This window comes from Calothrix sp. NIES-2098 (assembly GCF_963875125.1).
GTDB lineage: Bacteria > Cyanobacteriota > Cyanobacteriia > Cyanobacteriales > Nostocaceae > Aulosira.
Genome location: NZ_CAWNKJ010000001.1, coordinates 5262528 through 5286233 on the forward strand (window position 1 = coordinate 5262528; position 23706 = coordinate 5286233).

At 42.3% G+C, this 23706-nt stretch carries 15 protein-coding genes; 8 read left to right on the top strand and 7 right to left on the bottom strand.

The features are described from left to right. The first annotated feature begins 19 nt into the window (after positions 1-19). Both AACU33_RS22195 and AACU33_RS22200 read left to right on the top strand, forming a co-directional pair. Positions 20-5899: a trifunctional serine/threonine-protein kinase/ATP-binding protein/sensor histidine kinase gene (locus AACU33_RS22195; protein ID WP_096590696.1), complete on the top strand. Its 5880-nt coding sequence runs from the start codon at positions 20-22 to the stop codon at positions 5897-5899. Positions 5900-5962: 63 nt separating this feature from the next. Then, positions 5963-6523, top strand: a complete 561-nt coding sequence (locus tag AACU33_RS22200; protein WP_096590697.1) for a Uma2 family endonuclease — start codon at positions 5963-5965, stop codon at positions 6521-6523. A 6-nt stretch (positions 6524-6529) separates the two neighbouring features. On the opposite strand, the gene AACU33_RS22205 is transcribed toward AACU33_RS22200, so the two are convergent. Both AACU33_RS22205 and AACU33_RS22210 read right to left on the bottom strand, forming a co-directional pair. Then, a complete protein-coding gene (locus tag AACU33_RS22205; protein WP_096590698.1) occupies positions 6530-7504 on the bottom strand; it encodes a threo-3-hydroxy-L-aspartate ammonia-lyase in 975 nt (324 codons plus the stop codon). A gap of 535 nt (positions 7505-8039) precedes the next feature. Next, positions 8040-8672: an HD domain-containing protein gene (locus tag AACU33_RS22210; RefSeq protein WP_339376211.1), complete on the bottom strand. Its 633-nt coding sequence runs from the start codon at positions 8670-8672 to the stop codon at positions 8040-8042. A gap of 461 nt (positions 8673-9133) precedes the next feature. Here AACU33_RS22210 and AACU33_RS22215 point away from each other — a divergent pair, with 461 nt between their 5' ends. Beyond that, positions 9134-13102 (top strand): PAS domain S-box protein, encoded by a 3969-nt coding sequence (locus AACU33_RS22215; RefSeq protein ID WP_096590701.1) that lies wholly within the window; start codon positions 9134-9136, stop codon positions 13100-13102. Between the two features lie 29 nt (positions 13103-13131). On the opposite strand, the gene AACU33_RS22220 is transcribed toward AACU33_RS22215, so the two are convergent. The 3 genes from AACU33_RS22220 to AACU33_RS22230 all read right to left on the bottom strand — a co-directional run bounded on the left by AACU33_RS22220 (position 13132) and on the right by AACU33_RS22230 (position 16906). Beyond that, the gene (locus AACU33_RS22220) at positions 13132-13590 is read right to left on the bottom strand and encodes a transposase (RefSeq protein WP_445291764.1); all 459 of its coding nucleotides are present in this window, start codon (positions 13588-13590) and stop codon (positions 13132-13134) included. Positions 13591-13727: 137 nt separating this feature from the next. After that, complete coding sequence (gene typA / locus AACU33_RS22225) at positions 13728-15518, bottom strand: translational GTPase TypA (protein ID WP_096590702.1); 1791 nt, start codon at positions 15516-15518, stop codon at positions 13728-13730. Positions 15519-15769: 251 nt separating this feature from the next. Further along, positions 15770-16906: an amidohydrolase family protein gene (locus tag AACU33_RS22230; RefSeq protein WP_096590703.1), complete on the bottom strand. Its 1137-nt coding sequence runs from the start codon at positions 16904-16906 to the stop codon at positions 15770-15772. A 105-nt stretch (positions 16907-17011) separates the two neighbouring features. Here AACU33_RS22230 and AACU33_RS22235 point away from each other — a divergent pair, with 105 nt between their 5' ends. Beyond that, positions 17012-17323, top strand: coding sequence for a hypothetical protein (locus tag AACU33_RS22235; RefSeq protein WP_096590704.1), 312 nt, complete (start codon positions 17012-17014; stop codon positions 17321-17323). A gap of 67 nt (positions 17324-17390) precedes the next feature. Here AACU33_RS22235 and AACU33_RS22240 read toward each other — a convergent pair whose 3' ends face one another. Then, a complete protein-coding gene (locus AACU33_RS22240; RefSeq protein WP_096590705.1) occupies positions 17391-18740 on the bottom strand; it encodes a glutamine synthetase family protein in 1350 nt (449 codons plus the stop codon). Between the two features lie 163 nt (positions 18741-18903). Between AACU33_RS22240 and AACU33_RS22245 the strand changes: the two genes are divergently transcribed. The 4 genes from AACU33_RS22245 (at position 18904) to AACU33_RS22260 (ending at position 22511) form a co-directional block, all read left to right on the top strand. Continuing rightward, positions 18904-19554, top strand: a complete 651-nt coding sequence (locus AACU33_RS22245) for a transaldolase family protein (RefSeq protein ID WP_096590706.1) — start codon at positions 18904-18906, stop codon at positions 19552-19554. Between the two features lie 109 nt (positions 19555-19663). After that, positions 19664-19870, top strand: a complete 207-nt coding sequence (locus AACU33_RS22250) for an antitoxin family protein (RefSeq protein WP_096590707.1) — start codon at positions 19664-19666, stop codon at positions 19868-19870. 16 nt (positions 19871-19886) lie between these two features. Continuing rightward, complete coding sequence (locus AACU33_RS22255; RefSeq protein WP_096590708.1) at positions 19887-20315, top strand: type II toxin-antitoxin system VapC family toxin; 429 nt, start codon at positions 19887-19889, stop codon at positions 20313-20315. 834 nt (positions 20316-21149) lie between these two features. Next, complete coding sequence (locus AACU33_RS22260) at positions 21150-22511, top strand: NAD(P)/FAD-dependent oxidoreductase (RefSeq protein WP_096590709.1); 1362 nt, start codon at positions 21150-21152, stop codon at positions 22509-22511. A 61-nt stretch (positions 22512-22572) separates the two neighbouring features. On the opposite strand, the gene AACU33_RS22265 is transcribed toward AACU33_RS22260, so the two are convergent. Continuing rightward, the gene (locus tag AACU33_RS22265) at positions 22573-23697 is read right to left on the bottom strand and encodes a hybrid sensor histidine kinase/response regulator (protein WP_096590710.1); all 1125 of its coding nucleotides are present in this window, start codon (positions 23695-23697) and stop codon (positions 22573-22575) included. Between the last annotated feature and the right edge of the window lie 9 nt (positions 23698-23706).

A 23706-nucleotide genomic window follows, 5' to 3' on the forward strand; every position in this document is an offset into this window, starting at 1 on the left:
TAGTTGGCTCTTCAGACTCATGGACTCAATCACCAAGCTAGTAGGGTATAAAATCGCAGAGCAACTTTACGTAGGCTCCAGAACTTTGGTGTACCGGGCTGTGCGGGAGTGCGATCGCACTCCCGTAGTCATCAAAATGCTGCGGAATAATTTTCCCACTTATAACGAACTCGTACAATTCCGCAATCAATATGCGATTGCGAAAAATCTCAACTTGCCCAGTATTATTAAACCTCTAGCGCTGGAACCTTATGAGCAATCCTATATCTTGGTGATGGAAGACTTTGGCGGCATTTCGCTAAAGCAGATACTAAAGCAAAATGGCAAACTGGGAGTTTCTGTATTTTTTCCCATAGCAATTCAAATAGCAGAAGCCCTAGATGGACTTTATCAACACCGAGTCATACATAAAGACCTCAAGCCAGCTAATATCCTAATCAACCCAGAAACTCAGCAAATCAAAATCATAGATTTCAGCATCGCTTCGCTGTTACCTCACGAAACTCAAGAAATTCAGAATCTCAAAGCGCTGGAAGGTACATTGGCTTATCTGTCACCTGAACAAACGGGACGGATGAACCGGGGAATTGATTATCGTAGCGATTTCTATTCTCTGGGCGTGACATTTTATGAATTGCTTACCGGAAAGTTACCTTTTGTTTCCGAAAATCCGATTGAGTTGGTGCATTGTCATTTAGCCAAGCAGCCGATTCCGGTTCACCAAATTAATCCCGAAATACCAGAAGTATTGTCTGCATTGATTAGCAAGTTGATGGCAAAGAATGCCGAAGACCGCTATCAGAGTGCTTTAGGGCTGAAGTTCGATTTAGAAAATTGTTGGCTTCAGTGGCAAGATAATGGTACAGTTACGCCGTTTGCATTAGGAACGCGCGATATATGCGATCGCTTTTTGATTCCGCAAAAACTCTACGGACGGGAAAAGGAAGTAGCAACAATCCTCAACGCTTTTGAGCGAGTTAGCGCAGGTGATACAGAAATCATCCTCGTAGCTGGTTTCTCAGGCATTGGCAAAACTGCGGTAATTAATGAAGTCCATAAACCAATTGTGCGGCAACAGGGTTATTTCATTAAAGGTAAATACGACCAGTTTCAGCGTAATAGTCCGTTTTCTGCTTTTTTGCAAGCCTTTCGCGATTTAATTGGGCAATTGCTATCTGAAAGCGATCGCCAGCTGCAACAATGGAAAACCAAAATCCTGGCAGCTGTGGGTGAGAATGGGCAAGTATTAATCGAGGTGATTCCTGAACTCGAACACATCATTGGTAAACAACCCCTAGCCGCAGAACTTGCTGGTAGTGAAGCCCAAAATCGCTTTAATTTACTATTTCAAAACTTTGTGCAAGTTTTTACTACCGCAGAACATCCATTGGTAGTGTTTTTGGATGATTTGCAGTGGATCGATTCCGCATCGCTGAATTTACTGCAACTGTTAATGCAGGAAAGAAGACATCTGTTAGTAATTGGTGCATATCGCGATAATGAAGTTTCCCCTGCCCATCCTTTGATGTTGACTGTGGATAGCATTCAAAAAACAGGGGCAATAGTGAACGCGATAACCCTACTACCATTAAGTCACTGTGCGGTAAATCAGTTAATTGCAGATACGCTGAATTGCCAAGTTACTGCTGTGGAATCCCTCATCGAATGGGTCGATCGCAAAACCAAAGGTAATCCTTTCTTTATCACTCAATTTCTCAAAGCATTACATGAAGAGGGACATATTACATTTAACTGGGAAGCACAACATTGGCAATTTGATATTACTCAGGTTAGAGTATCGGCTTTAAGCGATGATGTGGTTGAATTTATGGCACTTCAGTTACAAAAGTTGCCCTTAATCGCCCAAACAGTTTTAAAATTAGCTGCTTGTATTGGAAATCAGTTTGATTTGCAGACTTTAGCAATTGTGAGTGAAATGTCTGTATTGGAAACTGCAACAAATCTGTGGCAAGTCTTGAAAGAAGGATTAATAATTCCTACTAGTGACGTTTATAAGTTCGATCGAGAGCCAGAATTCAGAATTCAAAATTCACCAGAGCAAATAAATCCTCCTAATTCCTGTAGTTATAAATTCTTACACGATCGCGTCCAACAAGCAGCTTATTCCTTGATTCCTGATGAGGAGAAACAATCCACTCACTTAAAAATTGGAAAAATATTACTAGAAAATACTCCCGAAGCAGTCTGGGAAGAAAAAATATTTGCAATTGTTAATCAATTAAATATTGGTCGCAGCTTAATTATTTCCCAGTCAGAGCGCAATCAACTAATTCAGTTAAATTTGACTGCGGCTCGGAAAGCTAAATCTGCAACAGCTTATGGTGCAGCAATCGAGTATTTAACAACCGGAATCGAGCTATTACCAGAGGATAGCTGGCAATCTCAGTATTACCTGACTTTAACTTTGTATGAAGCCGCCGCCGAAGCAGCTTATTTAAATACGAATTATCTGCAAATGGAACAACTAGCAGCAGTAATTCTGCACCGGACTGACAACTTATTAGAAAAGATTCGGGTGTATGAAATTAAGATGCTAGCTGCCAAAGCTCAAAGTCGATTATTAGAATCCGTGCAGATTGGCTTACAAGTGCTACAGCTATTAGGGGTAGAGTTTCCCGAACAGCCGACTTTTGCGGATATTGGGCAAGCATTAGAGCAAACTCTGCTGGCTTGGCAAAACCTTTCAATTCCCAACTTGTTAAATGCACCAACCATCACCGATCCGGCAAAGCTAGCAGTGATGCGGATTTTAACTCAAATGGTTCCCTCTGCTTATCAAGCAGCTTCGACACTGATGCCATTGCTAATTTTTCAACAGATTAATTTGTCCATTGCTGATGGTAATTGTGCCGTTTGTGCATTTTCTTATGCAGATTATGGGTTGGTGCTTTGCGGTGTCGTCGGTGATATGGATGCTGGCTATCAATTTGGACAACTAGCTTTGAATATCCTCGATCGCTTTCAAGCAATTGCTTGCAAATGTCGAACTTATTTCATTGTTCATAGCTTCATTAGCCATTGGCAAGAACCTCTTCAAAGTTTATTACCACGATTCCAAGAAGCTTATAAAGTTGGTTTAGAAACGGGGGATTTAGAAAGTAGTGCCTTAAACGCCCAAATGTATTGTACCAATGCTTATTATGCAGGTCATGAATTAGCTACTCTAGCATCCAAGATGGCTACCTATAGACAAGCAATCTATCAGCTAAAACAGGAAGTCACTTTGCATTTTTTGGGAATTTGTCAGCAAACAGTTTTAAATTTGCTAGGACGCGCTCAAAATGCCTGTCAGTTAGTCGGAGATGTGTATGATGAAACGCAGTTATTGCCGCTTCACCAACAAACAAACAATTACACTGCCCTTTATTATCTCTACATTAATAAAAGCATTCTCTGTTACTTATTTAGGCAATACCAAGCAGCCGCAGACTACGTTGCTTTAGCCGATCGCTATGTTAATGGTGTAGTTGGGATGTTTGCCGTTACTTTATTAGAATTCTATAGTTCTTTAATATATTTGGCGTTGTATTCATCAGCGACGCCAACTGAACGGTCAAACTATCTAGAAAAGGTGGTAGCTAATCAAGAAAAGCTGAAGAAATGGAGCGATCGCGCACCGATGAACCACCTACACAAATATTATTTGGTAGAGGCAGAACGCCATCGAGTCTTAGGTGACAAAGCAGCAGCCATTGAATTCTACGATCGCGCCATCACCCTAGCGCAAGAACATGAATACATCCAAGAAGCAGCATTGGCTAACGAACTAGCGGCTAAATTTTATCTGGAATGGGGTAAAGAAAAAATTGCCCAATCTTATACGATTGATGCTTACTATGCTTATACTCGGTGGGGCGCAACCGCTAAAGTTAACGATTTGGAACAGCATTATCCGCAACTATTAGCACCAATTTGGCAACCGTGGCAACCTGCATTCTCATCCCATGACACAACTATTCCCGATACTTTAATTACCTTTTCTCACCCCCATAAATCTACATCAGGGGGTAATACTGCTGCGGCTAGGCTAGATTTGGCAACTATCTTAAAAGCTTATCAAACCGTGGCTAGCGAAATCGAGCTAGAGAAATTACTTTATACGCTGCTCCAGGTTTTAATTGAAAATGCTGGGGCTGATAAATGCGTCCTGCTGCTACCAAAGGACAATGAATGGGTAATTGAAGCGATTTCCGAACTCGGACAACTCCCTAGTTTGCCGCATTCGGTTCCCATTCACCAAACTCAAGCTGTAGCCCTAACCCTAGTCAATACCGTTAAACATACCTTGCAGTCGGTGGTAATTGCCAATGCGATCGATCATCCCATCTTTGCCGTTGACCCTTACATTTTGCACCAATGTCCTAAGAGTGCTTTGTGTACTCCTATACTCAATCAAGGTAAGTTAATTGGGATTTTATACTTAGAAAATCACCTGACGGCGGGAGCATTTACAGGCGATCGCGTCGAATTGCTGAATCTCCTCTGTTCGCAAGCAGCGATCGCTTTAGAAAACGCCAAACTTTACCAAAACCTCCAGCAATCGGAAACCCAACTGCGACAGCAAACCCAAGAGTTACAAGAAACTTTACAACAACAGCAAAGAATCCAAGCCATCCTCACAGCACAGTTAGAAGTGAATTTGGACGGCATTTTACTTGTAGATGAAAATCAAAAAATAGTTTTTTATAACAAACTCTTCGCTAAAATTTTTCAAATGCCAGAGGAGTTGCTAAAAACAGGCGAAGATAACCAGCTTCTCGGATGGGCGATAGAGCAAATTGAAAACCCGATAGAATTTTTAGAGAAAGTACAGTATCTTTACCAAAATCCCGAACAAGATAGTAATGATGAAGTTGTTTTAAAAGATCGGCGAATTTTAGATCGTTGGTCTACAAGCGTGCGATCGCCCTCTGGCGAGTACTATGGCAGAATTTGGTATTTTCGAGATATTACAGAGCGCAAGCAAGCTGAAGCTCAATTACGCAAGCATTCTCAAGACCTACAGCAAGCATTCCAAGACCTACAACAAGCACAAACCCAATTGGTACAGAGTGAGAAAATGTCTGCTTTGGGTAATTTAGTTGCAGGTATCGCTCACGAAATTAATAACCCTGTCGGCTTTCTTAGCGGTAATATCCAACCTGCTTTGGACTACATTCAAGATGTATTTGGCTTGATTGATTTGTATCAACAAGAATATCTCCATCCCAGTGCCAAGATTCAAAAACAAATTGAAGCTATTGACCTGGATTACATCCGCGAAGACTTACCAAAAGTAGTCGCTTCCATGCGAGAAGGTGTGAATCGGATTTGTGATATTAGTACTTCTTTAAGAACTTTCTCCCGTTCTGATAGCGATCGCCCAGTTGCTTACAATATTCACGATGGCATCAACAGCACAATTTTAATTCTGAAACATCGCCTGAAAGCTAATAACATTCGCCCAGAAATTAAAATTATCAAAGAGTACGGTCAACTGCCGCCAGTAGAATGCTATGCGGGACAGCTAAATCAAGTATTTATGAATATTTTGGCAAATGCGATCGATGCTTTAGAAGACGCAAACAAAGGACGCAGTTTTGCTGACATTCAAGCCAATCCCAACCAGATTAGAATTACTACAGCTACTACTGCCGACGGTCAGCAAGTTGTGATTCGGATTCAAGATAATGGCACAGGAATGAGTGATGAAGTCAAACAGAAGATATTCGATCATCTGTTTACCACCAAAGGCGTTGGTAAAGGAACCGGCTTAGGATTAGCGATCGCGCGTTCAATTGTGGTAGAAAAACACAATGGCACGCTAGAAGTCAACTCCATTCTCGGTGAGGGTTCCGAGTTTGCGATTACAATTCCGTTAGAAGCCAGCATTTCATAAAACCCCGCAGACTTTTCCTCACCTCTTGCCTCAGCGATAGAATACAAGGTTACATAAATTACCATGACTGTAACTACCTTTAAGTGGACAATTGAACGCTATCACCGAGCAATAGAAGCAGGTATCTTTGACGATCAGCCCATTGAACTATTACGCGGCGACCTCATCGTTATGCCCCCAGAACGAGAACCTCATGCTTACTACAATACTGAAGCCGCCGATTATCTCCGCACGCTACTGGGCGAACGAGCAAAAATTCGCGATGCTAAACCCATAACTCTGCCTAACAATTCAGAACCATCCCCAGATATTGCTATTGTCAAACCTTTAGGGGAAATCTACTTACAACACCATCCCTACCCTGAAGACATTTTCTTTTTAATCGAATTCTCCAACTCTACCTTGAGCAAAGACTTAGGTGAGAAAAAAGCAATCTACGCAGAAGCCGGAATTGCTGAATATTGGGTTGTCAACCTCAAGTCTTTGCAGTTGCAAGTCTTTCGAGACTTAAAACATGGGGAATACACAACTGAATTGACACTAACTACAGGTAATATTACCCCCTTAGCCTTTCCAGATGTATTCGTCCAAGTCCATCGCCTCATAGGTTTCCGGCAAATATAAATCGTTCTACAATATCAATTGGTATAATTTATCAACCTGTGACAGATCTACATTTCCACCACTGATAATTACACCAATTCTCGCCTCTGGTAATTTCACCACACCTTCTAATACAGCGGCAGCTGCCAGCGCTCCTGTAGGTTCAACGACAATTTTTAAGCGTTCCCATAAGAAAAACATAGTACGTACAATTGCTGATTCTGATGTTGTCGCCATATCATCGACGTAATGCAGTACTAAAGGGAAAGTAATTTTACCCAAGCTGGGAGTACGAGCGCCATCAGCAATAGTATTAGGATTATTGACAGTTTGTAGCGTTTTGCTGTGAAAGGAACGGGTTGCATCGTCGGCTAGTTCTGGTTCGACACCCATGACTCGACAGTGTGGTAAAAGTGCTTTAGTAGCGATCGCACAACCGGAAACTAATCCACCACCGCCACAAGGAACCAACAACAAATCTAGTTCGCCAACTTCTGCGATCAGTTCTAAAGCGGCTGTACCTTGTCCGGCTACCACATGGGGATGATCGTAAGGCGGAATGATTGTCAGTCCGCGATCGCTTGCTAAATTTTGCGCTAGTTCTTCGCGGTTGGTGGTTTGTCGATTGTAGAGAATAACCTCAGCCCCGTAACCGCGAGTAGCAGTTTGCTTAACTGCGGGCGCATCATCAGGCATAACAATAGTTGTCGGGATATTTAGTAATTTTCCCGCAAGAGCGATCGCTTGGGCGTGATTCCCCGATGAATAGGTGAGAACGCCTTTTTGCTTTTGTGCTTCAGGTAGCTGTACCAATGCATTGTACGCCCCTCTAAACTTGAAAGCCCCCGTGCGTTGAAAATTTTCGCACTTAAAAAACACCTGGCTATGAGTTAGTTCATTAACTGTTCTCGAAGTTAGCACAGGTGTCTGGCGAGCAATACCCAAAAGACGATTCTGGGCTGATTTTATCTCAGCGATCGTGACAGAGTTGTTTTCCAGCATTGATATATTCAGCGTGATGGATCGCAGTTCAAAGCACTTGGACGATTGCGCTTTCAAAATCAACTTTCGTTAGCAACTTTAACCCATTTATAAATAATATCAAGGCATTTATGACTAAGGTCGTGATGTTTCTCATTACTGCCTACTCATTCATAGATAACATCAAGGCATTTATAAATAACATGTTGATGTTTTTTATTACTGCCTACTCATTCATAGATAACATCAAGGCATTTATAAACAACATGTTGATGTTTTTTATTACTGCCTACTCATTCATAGATAACATCAAGGCATTTATAAATAACATGTTGATGTTTTCTATTAACCTTAACTCATTTATATATAACATCAAGGTACTTGCGACCAAGGTCTTGACGTTTCTCATTACCGTTAACTTATTTATAGATATTATCAAGGGAGCATCCCATTTTTTTAATCAATATCCTTTTAGTAGGGTGGGCATTGCCCACTATATTCAGGTTTTGGTGGGGCAATACCTACCCTACACTTAAAATTATTATCTATGAATTTATTACACGTTAAGAATTTTAATTTCTGCTTGCAGATTAGCTCTAGCAGATGCTTCTGCAACCTCCAACATTAAAGGTGTAAAATAAAGACGCTGACGCTGCAAAAATCGCTCTAAAATTTGCCTACGACCTTTAATATACTCTGCTTCTGGAACCCATGCATATTCTTGGCGAATCGCTTGAGCGTATTCCTGATACTGAATTGAGTTAACAGCTAAAATAGCTAAATCTGCATCAAGTAAAACTTTGCCATCCCAATCATCCGCAGTAGTTTGATGCTGTTTTGTATTGAGAATAAGACGTTTAACAGTAGCAATATTATTAATTGGTAGCCCTAAATTACTCAATAAATCATCAGCGTATTCCGCGCTTTTTTCTTCATTATCTTGAGCACGAGTATCATAAACTATATCGTGCAACCAAGCAGCAAGTTGTACGGAAATTAAATCTTGGGTATAGGTTTGTAAACTATCAATGGTAGCGAGAATATGCTCGATATGTTTGAGTGTATGGTAGTAGCGGTTAGGAGTAGAGTAAGCATCAATTACTTGCTTAAAGGCTCGATCGATTAATCTTGGCTCGATGCCAAAAGGTTGGAGTATATTCCGCCATCGAAACAATAATATATTTGTCATTATTTTTGTGGAGGACATAAAAATCTTAAGAAGCTTGCTGTGCATACAATTAATTGCACCGCCCTACTTATGACTTAATTTTACTGGACTGGCTAATTCCTCAGTTTCTGCAACTGTGATGTCTCACGACAAGTCGCTTCTCTCCGAGACGCCACCGCCTCTACGCCAAGTGACTACAAACAAATTCTGTTGCCAGGGATTATTGTATGATGATGAACCAGTAATCCTAGCTAAATTAGCTTTGAATTAATATCAGAGATTTTGAAAAGTGCTAATTGAGACATCAGCAGATATGGTATTACTAAATTGAGAAATGCCGATATTAAATAGTTTAGAGTTATACCAATTGATGTGGCAGGATGCTCAGTGGGGGATTTACCGTTTCTGGGAGTGACAGCATATACTGATGCAAAATCCCTTCAGCAAGCCTTTGCAGCAGGAGCCAGGGAGAGGTAAAGAATATGAGACTTTATTCGCGATTATTGCCCTATGGAGTGGCGATTGGCTCAACTGCGATCGCTCTGTTGCTAAAACTTTCGCTAGAACGGCTGCTACCTGAAATTTTTGGTGGTTTTTTTTATATAGCAATCCTCATCAGTACTTGGTATGGCGGTTCGCTTCCTGGGATAGTTACAGTTGTGCTTTCGGCACTAGCAATCGAATATTTCTTTCTCTACCCGCGATATCAATTTTGGCTATTTCAACCACAAAATGTATTGCAGTTAAGCGTTTTTTTACTGATTGCCTTAGTAATTAACCGACTCACCAGCAACTTTCTCAACAGCAAACAGAAAATTCTACAACTCAACCAAAAATTAGCTCAAGAAAATGCCGAACAACTGCGGATGGCTCTAGGAGCGGCACAGATGGGGATGTGGGACTGGGATATGGTGACTGGAGAAATCAAATGGTCGCCAGAACACGAACAGTTATTTGGCATGGCTGTTGGGACTTTTGATGGTAAATACGAAACATTTGCGGCTTACTTGCATCCTGACGATCGCGAGTCTGTAGATCGGGCAATACAACGAGCGCTAAAAACTCATAGCAGCTACCAGCACGAGTATCGGATTATTTGGGTAGATGGTAGCATCCACTGGCTCGAAGGGCGAGGACAGGCATTTTATGATGCAGCCGATCGGCCTGTACGCATGACAGGAACGATCGCGGCAATCGACCAGCACAAACAAACACAAGCAGCGCTACAACAGCAATTTGAACAACAACGTTTAGTGATGGAAATCACTCAGCGCATCCGGCGATCGCTCAATTTACCAGAGATCCTGCAAACCACCGTAGATGAAGTCCGGCAGTTCCTGAATTGCGATCGCGTTATCATCTTCCAGTTTTCTGCTGACTGGAGTGGCACTGTGGTTGTCGAATCTGTGGGAGCCAACTGGACAGCCATCTTATCTACTAATATCTACGATCCTTGCTTTAGCGAAAGCTACATACAACCATTTAAAGAAGGCTTAGTCACAGCGAAATCTGATATTTATCGTGCCGAAATTAACCCGTGTCATCTCGAACTGCTGGCCAATTTCCAGGTAAAGGCGAATCTGGCTGTTCCAATACTCAACAAAGATGAATTGTGGGGACTACTGATTGCCCATCACTGCACAGATCCTTATGAGTGGCAATCCTCAGAAATTGAACTGCTGCGGCAGTTAGGAGCGCAGGTAAGCATTGCGATTCAGCAAGCAGATCTGTTTGCTCAGGTTCAGACTGAACTCAAAGAACGCCAACAAGCCCAAGAAGCCTTACAGCAGAGCGAACATCGATATCGCGCCTTAGTTCATGCTTCGGCTCAGATTGTCTGGCGCACTGATGCTGATGGCATGACGATAGTCGCTCCGGAGGTTTGGGAACAACTATCCGGACAATCCACAGCAGAAAGCTTGGGATTGGGTTGGCTGAATTTTGTTCACCCAGAAGATCGCGATCGCGCTTTGCAATGCTGGCAAGAATCTTACACAAATCTTACTTTGTTTGAAACTGAGTATCGCCTGCGGATGAAAGATGGTAATTACCGCGATTTTGCCGTTCGAGGCTTGCCGATTCCGGATGCTGATGGCATTAGCGAGTGGATCGGCACTTGTACAGATATTACCGAGCGCAAACAAGCCGAGAAAGAACTGAAACAAGCCAAAGAAGAGTTAGAGATCCGAGTTGCAGAGCGCACATTAGAATTGACAGAAGTAAACGATCGCCTGTTAGCAGTACTAATGCAACAACACCAGGCGCGTCAAGTGCTTGAGGAACAAGCGCAACTACTAGATTTGGCACACGACACCATTATCACCCGCGACTTCAACGGGGCGATATCTTTTTGGAACAAGGGAGCCGAGCAGATGTACGGCTGGAAGAAAAGCGAAGCATTAGGGCAAATCTTGCATACGCTCTTGAAAACCCAATATCCTCAGCCGTTAGCAGAAATTGAAGCCGAACTGTTAGAAAAAGGTTATTGGGAAGGAGAACTAATTCATTTCTGCCGGGATGCTCAACCTATTAATTTAGCCAGCCGTTGGGTGTTACAAAAAGATTGTGCTGGTAGACCAATTAAGATCCTAGAAATCAACAATGATATTACCGAGCGTAAACTTGCAGAAGCAGCTTTACAGCAATACGTACATGAAGTTGAGGATCTTTACAACAATGCACCCTGTGGTTATCACTCCCTAAATGCAGAGGGTAATTTAATTCGGATTAACGACACAGAACTCAAGTGGCTAGGATATACCCGCGATGAAATTCTGCACAAGAATTTTTCAGATTTTGTCACCTCTGAAGCTAAACAGATTTTTCAGGAGAACTTTCCTAAATTAAAGCAGCAGGGTTGGCTGAATAATCTGGAGTTTGAGATTGTTAATAAAGATGGTAGAACGCGATGGGTTAGCTTAAATGCTACAGCAATTAAAGATGAAGCAGGCAACTTTGTCATGAGCCGTTCAATGTTGTTTGATATTAGCCATCGCAAACAGGCAGAAAAAATGCTAGAGCTTCAGGCTGTAATAACTCGCAACATGGCCGAAGGCATTTGCTTAGTGAGAACCGATAATGCAGTTATTGTTTATGCCAATCCTAAATTTGAGCAGATGTTTGGCTATGACTCTGGCGAACTCAACGGACAGCATGTTTCGATATTGAACTATGCCCATGAATCGGTGACTGCGGAAGATGTCAATCAAGCCATTCGCTCTGCCGTTTTACAACAGGGTGAAGCTACCTATGAAGTCCATAATGTCAAAAAAGATGGTACGCCATTTTGGTGTAGTGCAACGACTTCTGTATTCAGCCATCCCGACTACGGCGATGTTTTAGTCGCGGTTCACCAAGATATCACTGAGCGCAAACGGATCGAAGATGCTTTACGCCAAAGCGAAGAAAAGTTTCGTCAACTGGCAGAAAACATCCAAGCAGTATTTTGGATGACAGATATTCACACTCGGCAAGTTCTCTACGTGAGCAAGGCTTATGAAACTATCTGGCAAAGAAGTTGCCAAAGCGTTTATCAGAATTTTTCTGATTGGTTAGATGCTATTCACCCAGACGATCGCTCTCGTGTCGATCTGGCATTTAGCCAACAGTTAAAAACAGGCCAATCTGATACAAAATATCGCATCATTCGCCCTGATGGTTCCATGCGTTGGATTCGCGATCGCGCATTTCCGATCGAAAATGAACGAGGGGAAATAATTCGCGTTGGTGGGATTGCCGAAGACATTACTGAACTGCAAAAAGTTGAGCAAATCAAGAGTGAGTTTATCAGTATTGTCAGCCACGAACTCCGCACTCCTTTAACCGCGATTCGAGCAGCTTTAGGCTTATTAAATAGCGGTATCTACGACCAAAAACCAGAGAAGTCCAAGCAGATGATTGAGGTTGCAGCCGTCGAAAGCGAGCGCTTAGTCCGCCTAGTTAACGATATTCTCGATTTGGAACGTTTAGAATCAGGTCGATCTGTCCTGAAAAAAACCACCTGTGAAGCCGCTGATTTAATTCAACAAGCAGTAGCAGGAGTAAAAGCGATCGCCAAACAGCAAAATATTAGCTTTGATATCCACCCTACCAACGCTCAAGTTTGGGCGGCTGCTGACGCCATCATTCAAACACTTACCAATCTATTAAGTAATGCCCTGAAATTCTCACCTCCCAACTCCACTATTACCATTAGCGTCGAGCAGCAAACAGATCGCGTACAATTCCAGATCCGCGATCGCGGACGAGGTATCCCAGCTGATAAATTAGAACTGATATTTGGTAGATTTCAGCAAGTAGACGCTTCTGACTCTCGCGATAAAGGCGGCACAGGTTTAGGATTAGCAATTTGCCGTAGTATCATCAATCAACATAGTGGGAAAATCTGGGCTGAGAGTACTCTTGGTGCAGGTAGTACGTTTTTCTTCACTCTGCCATTGGTTGAAAAATAGAACAAAAGGGAGTGTGGGAAGTGTTTAAATCAAAAAGCCATATCAAAAAAGCAATCTTGCTCATCAGAATTATGTTGCGTGTTTTCGGGATCGTCTGCCCAACGCTGGGGATTATTTAAAATATATTCCCGGATATTATCTACGGATTTTTGCTCTCTGCCAATGTGTTCGTAAAAATTGCGTTGCCAGATTGATTGTCTTTGCGTATGCCAAATTATATTAATGCGTTTGCTGACAACGCCTTTATAGCTGCGAATAACTGTAGGAATAGAACCACGTACAGGTTTACCGAATTTTTCTTTGTTGCTGTCAAGATGTTGATTTAGGGCACAACAATTTTGTAATACTGCAAGTTTATCGGTAATGATTAAGATGCCGTGTAAATGGTTAGGCATGACGACAAATGCATCTAATTCAATGTGGGGAAAATGTTCGGGTATTGTTTGCCAGCAGTTGAAGGCAATATGACCTAAAGAATTTAATTGCATTTCGCCCTGAACCACATTCCCAAATAAACATTGCCGCGCTTTGGTACAAATAGTGATGATTATTTGCACCGACTTACTTATCACAAAATAAAAAAGCCCGCAGATGCAGGCTTTGTAAATCAATTAAATAACTTTACTTAGCGTTTAGCTAATTTCTTCGCCATCTTCCGCAAGCGAATTGATTGGGGTGTGACTTCTACCAACTCATCTGGGCCGATGTACTCTAAAGCACGCTCTAAGCTCATATCTACTGGTGCTTGTAACTGTACTAGTTCATCACCACCAGCAGCCCGGTGGTTGGTCAGTTGCTTGGTCTTACAGATATTCAGTTCTAAGTCTTGGGGACGATTATGTTCTCCCACAATCATGCCTCTGTAAACTTTAGTTCCTGGGGTAATAAAGAATACGCCTCTATCTTCAGCGTTTCTCATAGCGTAGAAGGTAGATACGCCTTCTTCAAAAGAGATTAAAACACCTTTGTTTCTGGCTTCAATATCACCACTGAGTTGACGGTAATCGAGGAAGCTGTGGTTCATGATGCCTTCGCCGCGAGTCATCCGCATGAATTCGCCACGGAATCCAATCAAGCCACGGGCGGGGATGACAAACTCTAGCTGGGTGCGGTCATTACCACCGGGTTGCATATCTTGCATTTCGCCTTTGCGTTGTCCCAAGCGTTCGATACAGCTACCAACTGCGTCTGCGGGGACATCCAGAACCAAAAGTTCGTAGGGTTCGCAAGGTTGTCCGTTGACTTCGCGGTAAATTACTTGTGGCTGAGATACTTGAAACTCATAACCTTCACGGCGCATGGTTTCGATTAAGATACCCAGGTGAAGTTCACCACGACCAGAAACCAAGAATTTATCAGGAGAATCAGTTTCTTCAACACGCAAGGCGACGTTAGTTTCTAATTCTCGCAGCAAGCGATCGCGTACTTGTCGTGATGTCACCAATTTACCTTCTTGACCTGCGAAAGGTGAATCATTCACCCAGAAGGTCATCTGTAAGGTTGGTTCATCGACCTTAATTAATGGTAAAGCTTGCGGTTCGTTGGGATCGGTAATTGTTTCCCCGATGTTGGCATCAGCAAAACCAGCTACAGCCACAATATAACCAGCGGATGCTTCTTCCATATCCACCCGCTTCAGGCCTTCAAAGCCCATCAACTTGGTGATTTTGGCTTTGACAATTGAGCCGTTTTCTGTGACTAATGCTGCTTGTTGCCCAGCACGGATAACACCGTTGTGAATTCTACCAATCACAATCCGTCCCAGATATTCAGAATAATCTAGGGTTGTGACTTGTAATTGTAGAGGTTTGTTGATGTCGCCTACTGGTGGTGGTACGTGGCGGAGGATGGCTTCAAATAAAGGTTGCATATCCACCGCTTCTGCATCTAGGTCATCTTTGGCATAGCCAGCCAGACCTGAGGCAAACAAATAGGGGAAATCACATTGGTCTTCGTCTGCACCTAATTCCAGGAACAAATCTAATACTTTATCGATTGCACCGTAGGGATCGGCTTGGGGACGGTCAATTTTGTTGACGACGACAATTGGGCGCAGTCCTTTTTCCAAAGCCTTTTTCAGTACAAAGCGTGTCTGAGGCATGGGGCCTTCATTGGCATCGACAATTAGGATACAACCGTCAACCATGCCAAGTACACGTTCGACTTCACCACCAAAGTCAGCGTGACCTGGAGTATCAACAATATTGATTAGTGTTTCTTTGTAGCGAACTGCTGTATTTTTAGACAGAATTGTAATTCCCCGTTCCCGTTCTAGGGCGTTGGAGTCCATAACGCAATCCGGAACGTCTTCACCTTCTCGGAAAATGCCGGACTGTTTGAGGAGTGCATCAACCAGGGTGGTTTTGCCGTGGTCAACGTGGGCAATAATGGCGACGTTACGAATTGGGAGCGTCATAGAAGCTTTTGGTGAACTCTAGAGGGGGTTTTCAGATGTACATCTTATGTTTACGATGCCAGGCTGTTTTAACAGAATTGAGGGTAAAGTACAAACTCTGTAAAGAAGCTTTAACAATTCTAGCGTAATCGTCACAATTGCGGGGCGTTTTGCAACTGAGAAAATCAGGCAGAGGGGCAGGGGGAGATGAAGGAGTGTGGGGAGTGTGGGAAGTGTGGGGAGAAATGACAAATGACAAATCACTCAATGCCCTATGCCCTATGCTCTTTTTTCAAATATAGAGATATGGCGTTTTCGCGTAAAATTGCAGTAGCGATCGCCTCCGCTTCCTTCACTGTTAAGTCTGTATCTTCAATTGCCTGGTCTAGCACTTCTGCCAATAGCTGGCGACCCCATTTTGCTCCTAAATAATACAACTCTGGAATTGAATGAGCATCAGAAGAATACATAAGTTTACTGGTAGGAGCTAACTCTAGTAATTGCCTAATTGCTTCTCGCATCCCAGATACGCTTAAGGATGGTACTGCCAAACCATAATCTAAATAAACTTGGGGATAAACCGAAGCTAAATATCCAGCTTCGCGCATATAGGGATAGGCAGCGTGTAGCAGTACTATTGGTGCGTGACGATACTGGGGTAATTCTAAGAGCGATCGCAAGTGTAGCGGATTCGCTAATCGTAAATCTAAATCGGGGTCGCCAAAGCCGGTATGTAATTGTAATGGCAGCTGATGTTTAGCAGCAATTAATAAAGCTTGTTGTAGTAAGAAATCAATCAGAGATTTATCAACTAAACGCAATGGTTGATTCGTTAGCTGTTGTTTGATTTCGTAAAAGCGAGATGCTGCAACTTCAAACGTCACAGGCTGAACATCCAAACCAGTACGATAACAAACAATACTTTTAAAGCCGACAACCCCTGGTGGTGGCGGGTCAATTTCGCTAGTGAATCTTGCTAAGAAAGTTTTAAAATCTGCTATTTGGGGAATTAACTGTTCGGCGATTACTTCCAAGCGGAGAATTCTTTGCACGGGTATTAATTTTTCGTGCCATGAGAGGGGTAAGATACTCTCAACTTCCAATCCGTCATCTAAATAAATGGCTTCCAGGTTAGCAGTCCGGAAATAAAGTTGCGTGAGATTTTCTAATCCTAATTCTTGCCGACGGGCTGCGATCGCATTTTCTTGTGCATCGCATTCTAGTAGCGCCGCAATTTCCCGCAGACTGCGCCGATAGAATAAAGTGTGACGGGCATGATTGTTAACTATTTCTTCGTCATATCCTTCTGTAAAAGCCGCCGCATAAGGATAACGCGCAGCTACTTCCGGTCGAAGTATGTTGTGCGCGTGTTGGTCAATTAAGGGAATATCAGCAAGGTCGAGTCGCATATTCGCTTAGTTGGGGAGTGTGGGGAGTGTGGGGAGTGTGGGGGGAAATGGGACACAGGGGACTCATCATGGCGTGAACTTATCATTTCTTGTGAGGCTTTGAGCTTGGAATTTGAGCCTTTAAGCCTGGAAGTTGAACCTTTGAACTTGGAGGTTGCACCTTTGAGCCTGGAAGCTGCGCCTTTTTGCTTGGAAGTTGAACCTTTGAGCCTGAAAGTTGCGCCTTTGAGCCTGGAAGTTGCACCTTTGAGCTTGAACGTTGAGCCTTTTTGCTTGGAAGTTGCACCTTTGAGCTTGAACGTTGAGCCTTTTTGCTTGAAAGTTGCGTTTTTGAGCCTGGAAGTTGCGCCTTTGAACCTGGAAGTTGCTCCTTTGAACTTGAAAGCCACAACTTTGAGCCTGAAAGTTGCACCTTGAAAACTAAAATTTTGACTTTGACTTTTGACTTTTGACTCTTGACTCTTGACCCTTGACAAATCGCAAATCAATATCTCTCCAATAACAACTTTACTTCGGCATCTAATTCCCAATCTTTCATTGCTTCCCACTCAGCTTGACGTACTGCTAAAAAAGCTTGTGATAATTGGGGATTTAAAGCATTTAATAAGACTTTATTTTGTTGAAAATACCCTAACGCTTCCCCTAAATTTGTGGGTAAGGCGTCAATACTATTGGCTTTACGTTGTTCAATTGATAAGTGTCCGGGATCTTCGGCTACGGGGTTGGGTGGTTCTAGACCTCGCTGCACGCCATCTAATCCAGCTGCAATTATTGCACCTAAAGCTAAGAAAGGATTAGCTGATGCATCCACAGTTTTTACTTCAAAATGGCTAGAACTTTGTAAACCTGGGTCGCTGGGTACTCTGACAGCGGCTTCACGGTTATCTAATCCCCAGCAACGGAAAGCAGCACTCCAAGTATGGGGACGGATGCGGCGGTAAGAATTGGGGCTAGGGGTAGTTAATGCCATGAGTGCGGGGAGATGATCTAGTATACCTGCAATAAATGCTCTTGCTATTTGGGAAAGACCGCAGACACCTTGGGGATCTGGTAGGAGATTTTGTCCGTCACGCCAAAGGCTGAGGTGAATGTGACAACCGCTACTAGCCGCATCAGGGAAGATCTTGGGTAAGAAAGAAGCTGTAAGATGATGATGACGAGCGATTGCTCTTACAGTTTCACGAAATCCAATTTGCCAGTTAGCGGCTTGTAAAGCATCCGTATACCGCATAGAAATTTCTTGTTGACCGGGGCCGGATTCTGGATAATACTGCTCTACAGGTATTCCTTGGGCAATCAGTGCATCAGCGATCGCATCAATTACTTCACGATTAATATCCATTGATTGCGTCGAAGCAAAAACCGTGGAGTCTGTGGGCACAATTCCTTCAGATGTTTGCCGCAGTAGGTAAAATTCGTTTTCAAATGCTGCTTGAATTTCTAATCCTTCACGTTTCGCCGCCGCTATCATCTGGATGAGGAAATTTCGCGGACAAAACGCCCAAGGTTTGCCATCTAGTACCATGTTTCCTAGGACACGGGCATGGCCGGGAGCATAAGGTATAGGCGTCAAACTAGACCAATCTGGTACTAAGCGGATTTCACCCACTGGTGCCAAACCACTGTTAGGAACGATCGCATCATACATCACAGGTATTCCCTGTTCTCCGGCGGAAATGCCCACACCATGTTCAAAATAGTGAGACAACATATCTAAATGAACAGCTTTTCCGCGGATGATGTTGGCATTATCGCACCAAAGAATGCGAACAAATTTGACGCCAGCTTCGTGAAGGGATTTTTTGACTTTCTTATATGTGTAGTGTTCAGCCATTGCTCATATTAATTTGAGATCTTCTGTGAAATGTCATTGGTCATTTGTCTTTCTCGTACTCCCCACACTCCCCACACTCCCCACACTCCCTCCTAAATCCCCAACTTCTAACTTAGTATCAGCTGTAAAATGACAGCGACACAACCTTTCTAAGGAGAGACACGTGAGCATTTATCTCGATTCGGCAATTATTGCTGAAGCCCAAGCTGCCAAGGAAATGGGTTGGGTAAAAGGGATCACAACCAACCCAACTCTTTTGGCGAAAAGCGATTTACCAGTAGAGACTACACTCAAACGCTTGGCACAATTGACTACAGGCCCCGTGTTTTACCAACTAATGTCCTCTGACTTTGATGAAATGCTGGCAGAAGGACGGGCGGCTTTTGAAATTATTGGCAACCAGACTGTATTAAAAATACCAGCATCATTGGTTGGCTTTCAGGTAGTTGCAGCATTAGCAGGAGAAATTTCCTGTGCTGTTACGGGAATATACTATGCATCTCAAGCAGCAGTAGCAAAAGAGGCGGGTGCGAAATATGCGATCGCTTATGTCAATCGCGCTACTAGACTTTTAGGTGATGGAGTAGCTTTGATACAGCAAATGGCTAGTGTGGTGGCGGGTAGCAGTACAGAAATTATGGCAGCTAGTATCAAATCTCCCGAAGAAGCAGTAGCATCTCTACAAGCAGGTGCGCATCATCTCACCTTACCTTTGCCAATGTTGCACGCTATGGCTACCCACGAACTTTCGCTGCAAACTATTGATGAATTTGCCAAACACGGGCGTGGGATTTGGGTATCTTGTAAGCTGTGAGTCAAAAGTCAAATGACCAATGACACCCAATCATTTCCAAGTATCAAAATTAACGCCATAGTAAAGCCAGAAGCAGATTAGGATATAATTGCAGCGCTTTAGGAAAATTATGGCAGAAAAAATCACAGCAGTATTTGATGGCAGGGTGTTCTATCCTATTGAATCAATAGCTTTACCAGCAAATACTCGTGTAAGGCTGAGTATCGAAGTTTTACCGCCAGAGAAACAGGAGAGTGTATCATTTTTAATGACCGCGCGATCGCTCAATCTCTCAGGGCCAGCTGATTGGTCTACCAAAATTGACAAATATTTGTAGGGTCTAAAAATTCAGCATGAGGTCTGAAGTCTTTCTTGATACAACATTTGCGATCGCTTTAGCTGCACCGCAAGATAACTTGCATCGGCGCGCTGTCCACTTAGCAGAACTTTTAGAAACAGCAGGCACGCGGTTAGTAACTACACAAGCCGTAATGTTAGAAATTGGTAATATTTTAGCGAAACAACCCTTACGTCATGGGGCAGTCACGTTATTAAATGCCCTAGCAGCAGACTCTAAGGTAGAAATTGTACCTCTATCTCAAGAACTTTATGACAGAGCTTTTCAGTTATATTGCGATCGCTCTGAGAAAGAATGGCGGTTTATTGATTGCGTATCTTTTATTGTCATGCAATATAGCGGAATTTCTGAAGCTTTAACTGCTAACGAACATTTTCAACAGGCGGGGTTTCGGGCTTTGCTGCGAGAAGAATTATCTTATTGAAATGTTTAGCGGAAACGCTGAATCTTCTCAATTTCCTGTCGTGTCGATCGTCTATTTAGTCCCCTTGCGGGGTAATAGTTAATGGTAACGGGAAAGGCGACAAGGAACGCGACGTGCTACTTCCGTTTCAGTCCCCTTGCGGGGTAATAGTTTGCGGAAACGATAAATACTTGGCTGCTAGTCAAAGAGTAGTGACGTTTCAATTCCCTTGCGGGGTAATAGCTAGTGGAAACTATGATCATTGGCAGTTAACAGTGGTTAATCATAAGTTTCAATCCCCTTGCGGGGTAATAGCTAGTGGAAACGAAAACTTAATCGGTTATAGTAGGCATCGCTAGCCAGTTTCAATCCCCTTGCGGGGTAATAGCTAGTGGAAACAGCTCGGTGCTGAAACTGTTACAGAGCAAGCTTCCTGGGAAGGGTTTTGACGAACCGAAAATTTTGGTCATTTTCAGCCGACCTTATTGCTAATAATTGGCATCTTCCCAAATTTATCAAACGCTGGACTTATTGATTTGTCAAGGTTCTGGCGATTTTGACGAATCCCTGAGGTTTTTGTCCTCACTTCGATTTGTCAAACATTCAGTTAATAGCATCATCATAAAATGCTCATCGACTTTTGTCGAGGAGTAAATTATACCAATTTGAAATCAGAACACGACATATACATTATGTAACGGCGTGGTTTCTTCACCTTTAATTACATAAAAATGTAACTTTGCTCACTTTTATCATCTTTTAATCTGTGCAAGGTGAACAGAAAGAGTTTTGCCAAGTTTGATACATATTTATTAAGAATAGTTACAATAGCCGTAACACAAGGAAATATTTCTTATGGTAAATTTGCTTGACAATAACCCACACCATCAGGTAGTGATTGTGGGTGGTGGCTTTGGCGGGTTATATGCAGCAAAAGCACTTGCCAAGGCTCCAGTTAACGTTACACTCATCGATAAACGTAACTTTCATTTATTTCAACCACTGCTGTACCAAGTAGCCACAGGTACTTTATCGCCTGCTGATATTTCCTCACCGTTGCGATCGGTGTTGAGCAAGAGCAAAAATACTAAAGTATTGCTGGGATCTGTTAATGACATCGATCCCGAAGCGCAAACAGTGCAGGTTGAAGGCGAAGCAATACCTTACGATACGTTAATTGTGGCTACAGGTGCCAAGCATTCCTACTTTGGTAAAGACAACTGGGAAGAATTCGCGCCTGGGTTAAAAACAGTGGAAGATGCGATAGAAATGCGTCGCAGGATTTTTACAGCATTTGAAGCAGCAGAGAGAGAAAAAGATCCGGTAAAACGCCGTGCTTGGTTAACCTTTGTGATTGTTGGTGGCGGCCCTACAGGAGTAGAATTAGCAGGTGCGATCGCAGAGTTAGCATACCAAACCCTAACAGAAGATTTTCGTAATATTGACACATCAGAAGCCAGAATTCTGTTATTAGAAGGTATGGATCGCATCCTCCCACCTTTCGATCCGGAATTATCGCAAGCAGCAGAAAAATCTCTCAAAGAGTTGGGCGTTATTGTTCAAACAAAAACATTAGTCACCAATATTGAAGATGATATTGTTACTCTTAAACAAGGTGATGGACTCAGAGAAATTGCCTCAAAAACAATATTATGGGCTGCGGGTGTCAAAGCATCCCCGATGGGGAAAGTTTTAGCAGAACGCACAGGTGTTGAACTCGATCGCGCAGGACGAGTTATTGTTGAATCAGACTTAAGTATTAAAGGATATGACAATATTTTTGTCGTTGGCGACTTAGCAAACTTTTCTCATCAAGATGGCAAACCTTTACCTGGTGTTGCACCAGTAGCCAAGCAAGAAGGAGAATATGTTGCGAAACTCATTGAACAGCGAATTCAAGGTAATATTTTGCCTCCCTTTAATTACATTAACCGTGGTAGTTTAGCCATGATTGGGCAAAATTTGGCTGTTGTAGATTTAGGTTTTATTAAACTTAGAGGTTTCTTTGCATGGCTGTTTTGGCTATTAGTGCATATATACTTTTTAATTGAATTTGACAACAAATTAATAGTGATGGTTCAGTGGGTATGGAACTATATTACCCGCAATCGTGGCGCGAGATTGATTACAGGAGGAGAATCACTTGCCTTAACAGGGCTTGACGATAGTCATAGTTATTATTCGTCAGAAGAAACTAGACAAGCCGTTAATGTCTAGGAATTGAGTCAACAAAAAAAACACAGATGAACCCTGATTATTGATCGGCGTTCATCTATACTTAAATTGGTAAATTCACAATAAAAGTTGTACCGATTCCCGGTTTACTAGCAAAAGAAATTTCCCCACCATGTAATTCTACATAATGTTTCACAATTGCTAAACCCAAACCATTGCCGGGAATATTGCCGACATTACTACATCTGTGAAAAGAATTGAACAAATTTTCTTGATCGGCTTCAGGAATTCCAATACCTTCATCTTGAAGCCGGAAAATAACTTCTCCGGGTACATAAAAAAGTTCCAAATTAATTGTGCCGCCTTGTGGTGAATATTTCACAGCATTTGTCAGCAAATTAATGAGGATATGGCGGAGCATTTTTTCATCCAAGCCAATCGCCTGCGAAGTTTGCTTAGTGATAGTATTTTCTTTACTGGCGCTGCTTCCTTGGACTGTAAATATAATATTGTGATTTTCGCTAGCAGTTAATTTAACATCAGCTATTAAATTTTGGCAAAATTTTTCTATATCTAATGGTTCTGGATTAAATTGGATTTTACCTGTTTCTGCTTTACCTATCAACAGAACATCACCTAATAAATGCTCAAGATGTTGCACGGAATTTTGAATATGATTAAGATATTCATCCTTCTTTGCTTCGGTTAATTGATGGCTGCGATCTGTAAGTAATTCAGTACAAGTAAAAATATTACTTAAAGGATTCCGAAACTCATGACTAATCATCGAGAAAAATTGGTTTTTAATTTTTTGATCTTCTTTCTCCTTCTCTAAAGCTTTGCGCATCACCACTTCTGTTTGATGCTTATTTAATGCAATTTCAATAGTAGTAATTAATTGAGTTTCTTCAAATGGTTTAAGTATATAGCCAAAAGGCTGGGTAGTTTTGGCTTTTTGTAAGTTACTTTGATCTGAATAAGCAGTGAGATAAACTACTGGAATATTAAAACGAGTGCCAATTTCAGCAGCAGCTTCTATACCACTCATCTCACCTTTTAACATTACATCCATCAAAACTAAATCTGGAGATAATTCTGCGGCTTTAGCAATTGCTTGTTCTCCATAAGCTGCAATTGCGGGAACGATATATCCTGCTTTTTCTAAACAAGTCTTGATATCATAGGCAATAATTATTTCATTCTCAACAACCAGGATTTTTTCTTTCATTTTTAGACT